General features: G+C 56.1%; 3 tRNA genes and 3 rRNA genes. All 6 read right to left on the bottom strand.

Annotated elements, in window-relative coordinates:
• Positions 1-77 (bottom strand) — tRNA-Met (locus BLP73_RS18850).
• 57 nt (positions 78-134) lie between these two features.
• Positions 135-249 (bottom strand): 5S ribosomal RNA (rrf, locus tag BLP73_RS18845).
• A 112-nt stretch (positions 250-361) separates the two neighbouring features.
• Positions 362-3,200 (bottom strand): 23S ribosomal RNA (locus tag BLP73_RS18840).
• 323 nt (positions 3,201-3,523) lie between these two features.
• Positions 3,524-3,599 (bottom strand) — tRNA-Ala (locus BLP73_RS18835).
• A gap of 26 nt (positions 3,600-3,625) precedes the next feature.
• Positions 3,626-3,702, bottom strand: a tRNA-Ile gene (locus tag BLP73_RS18830).
• A 158-nt stretch (positions 3,703-3,860) separates the two neighbouring features.
• Positions 3,861-3,993 (bottom strand): 16S ribosomal RNA (locus BLP73_RS18825); the annotation flags it as partial.

Below are 3,993 nucleotides of genomic sequence, written 5' to 3'. Positions count from 1 at the left end.
TGGTTGCGGGGACAGGATTTGAACCTGTGACCTTCAGGTTATGAGCCTGACGAGCTACCGGGCTGCTCTACCCCGCGCCATTGGTGTCCTTGATCGGAAGTGACGTCGTTCGAGAGAGATGCGTTTCTTTCCAGGTCTGGCGGTGACCTACTCTCCCACGTCTTGAGACGCAGTACCATCGGCGCAGCGGCACTTAACGGCCGAGTTCGGGATGGGATCGGGTGTTTTGCTCGCGCTAGGGCCACCAGACCGGGAAAGAAACGCTCAGCGTGCGGGGCCTTTCGGCGCCCGCGTGTTGTCCAAGGATGTTCCTGGGAGGAAGTCAGGGCTGCTGTTGCAGCTGGTCTGTCTTCTTCCGGATCAAATCAAGCCTATCGAGCCATTAGTACCGGTCAACTGAATGCATTGCTGCACTTACATCTCCGGCCTATCGACGTGGTGGTCTTCCACGGCTCTCAAGGGAGACCTTGTTTTGAGGGGGGCTTCACGCTTAGATGCCTTCAGCGTTTATCCTGTCCGGACATAGCTACCCTGCACTGCCGTTGGCACGACAACAGGTCCACCAGTGGTCCGTCCACCCCGGTCCTCTCGTACTAGGGGCAGCTCCTCTCAAGTCTCCAACACCCACGGCAGATAGGGACCGAACTGTCTCACGACGTTCTAAACCCAGCTCACGTACCTCTTTAAATGGCGAACAGCCATACCCTTGGGACCTGCTCCAGCCCCAGGATGAGATGAGCCGACATCGAGGTGCCAAACGATGCCGTCGATATGGACTCTTGGGCATCATCAGCCTGTTATCCCCAGCGTACCTTTTATCCGTTGAGCGATGGCCCTTCCACTCGGGACCACCGGATCACTATGGCCGTCTTTCGACTCTGCTCGACTTGTCAGTCTTGCAGTCAGGCTGGCTTCTGCCATTGCACTCAACGAGCGATTTCCGACCGCTCTGAGCCAACCTTCGCGCGCCTCCGTTACTGTTTGGGAGGCGACCGCCCCAGTCAAACTACCCACCACGCAGGGTCCCGGACCCGGATAACGGGCCGCGGTTAGACATCAAGAGTGCGAAGGGCGGTATCTCAAGGATGGCTCCACGGGAACTGGCGTCCCCGCTTCAAAGCCTACCGCCTATCCTGCACATCGCAATCCTGATGCCAGTGCGAAGTTGTAGTAAAGGTGCATGGGGTCTTTCCGTCTAACCGCGGGAAGTCTGCATCTTCACAGACAATTCAATTTCGCTGAGTCCACGTTTGAGACAGCGGGGAAGTCGTTACGCCATTCGTGCAGGTCGGAACTTACCCGACAAGGAATTTCGCTACCTTAGGACCGTTATAGTTACGGCCGCCGTTTACCGGGGCTTCAATTCAAGGCTTGCACCTCTCCTTTTAACCTTCCGGCACCGGGCAGGCGTCAGACCCTATACGTCGTCTTGCGACTTCGCAGAGCCCTGTGTTTTTAGTAAACAGTCGCCACCCCCTGGTTTGTGCCCCCGACCGATAGTTGCCTACCAATCGGGCCTCCTTCTCGCGAACTTACGGAGGTATTTTGCCGAGTTCCTTAAACGTGGTTCTCTCAAGCGCCTTGGTATTCTCTACCAGTCCACCTGTGTCGGTTTCGGGTACGGTCTTGTGGAGGGCTATTTCCAGGAACCCCTAAGCAGCCCGATCAATCCGTTAAGATCGAACTACCCTCGGGATCCGTCACCATCTCCTGGCCCAGGAATATTAACCTGGTTCCCATCGACTACGCCTTTCGGCCTCGCCTTAGGGGCCGGCTTACCCTGCTCAGATTAGCTTTAAGCAGGAACCCTTGGACTTTCGGCGACAGGGTCTCTCACCCTGTTTGTCGCTACTCATGTCAACATTCTCACTTCTGATCACTCCACCGGATGCCTCACGGCCCGGCTTCACAGTCAGAACATTGCCTCCGCTGATCCCGAGAGATCAGAAGAGGCAGCGTCCTATATCACAGAACGCTCCGCTACCACGCATCCCGAAGGATGCATCCAAAGCTTCGGCTCGTGGCTTGAGCCCCGTTACATCTTCGCCGCAAGACCTCTTGATTAGACCAGTGAGCTGTTACGCTATCTTTAAAGGATGGCTGCTTCTAAGCCAACCTCCTGGTTGTTTTGGAAGTCTCACATGCTTTCCCACTTAGCCACGAATTGGGGGCCTTAGCTGTTGGTCAGGGTTGTTTCCCTCTCCACGACGGACGTTAGCACCCGCCGTGTGTCTCCCGGATAGTCCTCTCGGGTATTCGGAGTTTGCTTAGACTCAGTAAGGCTGTGGGCCCCCATCATCCATGCAGTGCTCTACCCCCCGAGGGATACGTCCGAGGCGCTACCTAAATAGCTTTCGCGGAGAACCAGCTATCTCCGAGTTTGATTGGCCTTTCACCCCTAGGCACAAGTCATCCCGACCTTTTTCAACAGGTGTGGGTTCGGACCTCCAGTTGGTGTTACCCAACCTTCATCCTGCTCATGCCTAGATCACTCGGTTTCGGGTCTGATCCGTCTGACTAAATCGCGCATTTAACACTCGCTTTCGCTGCGCCTACACCTAACGGCTTAAGCTTGCCAGACAGACCAAGTCGTTGACCCATTATACAAAAGGTACGCCGTCACCCCTCAAGGGGGCTCCGACTGCTTGTAGGCGTCCGGTTTCAGAAACTGTTTCACTCCCCTCGTCGGGGTGCTTTTCACCTTTCCCTCACGGTACTGGTTCGCTATCGGTCAGCAAGGAGTACTTAGCCTTCGAGGGTGGTCCCCCGATCTTCAGACAGGATTTCACGTGTCCCGCCCTACTTGATACGTCCCATCGAGCTTCCCATACGGGGCTGTCACCCGCTATGGCCGATCTTTCCAGATCGTTCTGGTCACTCTCAAGGCTCGGCTGGTCCGCGTTCGCTCGCCACTACTAGCGGAGTCTCTATTGATGTCCTTTCCTCCGGGTACTTAGATGTTTCAGTTCCCCGGGTTCGCTTCTTGAACCCTATGTGTTCAGGTCCAAGATACCTGGTTAGCCCAGCTGTTGATCTGCCGCGAACGGCAAACAACAACCAAGCTTCAGGTGGGTTTCCCCATTCGGAAATCCATGGATCAAAGCTTATTCTCAGCTCCCCATGGCTTATCGCAGAGTATCACGTCCTTCATCGCCTCTTGCTGCCAAGGCATCCACCAAACGCCCTTATCGCGCTTGACTTGATCCGGAAGAAGAAAGACCCAAAGGCCCTTCGCACCGCGGTCCTTTTGTTGCCCCGCGGCGGTCGCTTCCAGTCAAAAACATTCGTACATTTTTCCCGCATGATTTGCCGAACGGCAAACCGTGCTTGTTGGTTAGTTGTACTTGACTTGGACAACGCTGCCGTTGGTCTTGCGACCACTTCATCCTTACGCGGATGAAGCCGACAACGCTGATTATCTCTCTGAACGATGTGAAGTGGATCCCGAAGGATCCGTGCGTCCGACAGGACGAGCAAAGCCTGGCACCAGGATTTGCTGATCATGTCGGATGTGCCTGGGTGATGGTGGAGCCTGACGGAGTCGAACCGACGACATCCTGCTTGCAAAGCAGGCGCTCTACCAACTGAGCTAAGGCCCCATATCCCTGCCCTGCGGCAAAGGTAATGGTGGGTCGAGGAGGACTTGAACCTCCGACCTCACGCTTATCAGGCGTGCGCTCTAACCACCTGAGCTACCGACCCATAACAGGCCGGGCGCCGGGCTTCGCCCCGCGCGGCTCTGACACTTGATTTCCTGAAGAGATATGAGGACGGCCTGGCCGTATGTGACGCCCTGATCTCGGGCGTCTGCTAAGATGATCCACGAGGATTGCAAGCAATCCTGCCAGGATCGTCCTTAGAAAGGAGGTGATCCAGCCGCAGGTTCCCCTACGGCTACCTTGTTACGACTTCACCCCAGTCGCTGATCCTACCGTGGCCGCCTGCCTCCCCGAAGGGTTAGCGCAGCGTCGTCGGGTAGAACCAACTCCCATG

The organism is Paracoccus tibetensis (assembly GCF_900102505.1).
In the GTDB taxonomy this organism is placed as follows: domain Bacteria; phylum Pseudomonadota; class Alphaproteobacteria; order Rhodobacterales; family Rhodobacteraceae; genus Paracoccus; species Paracoccus tibetensis.
This window is presented reverse-complemented; position numbering and strand designations above follow the sequence as displayed.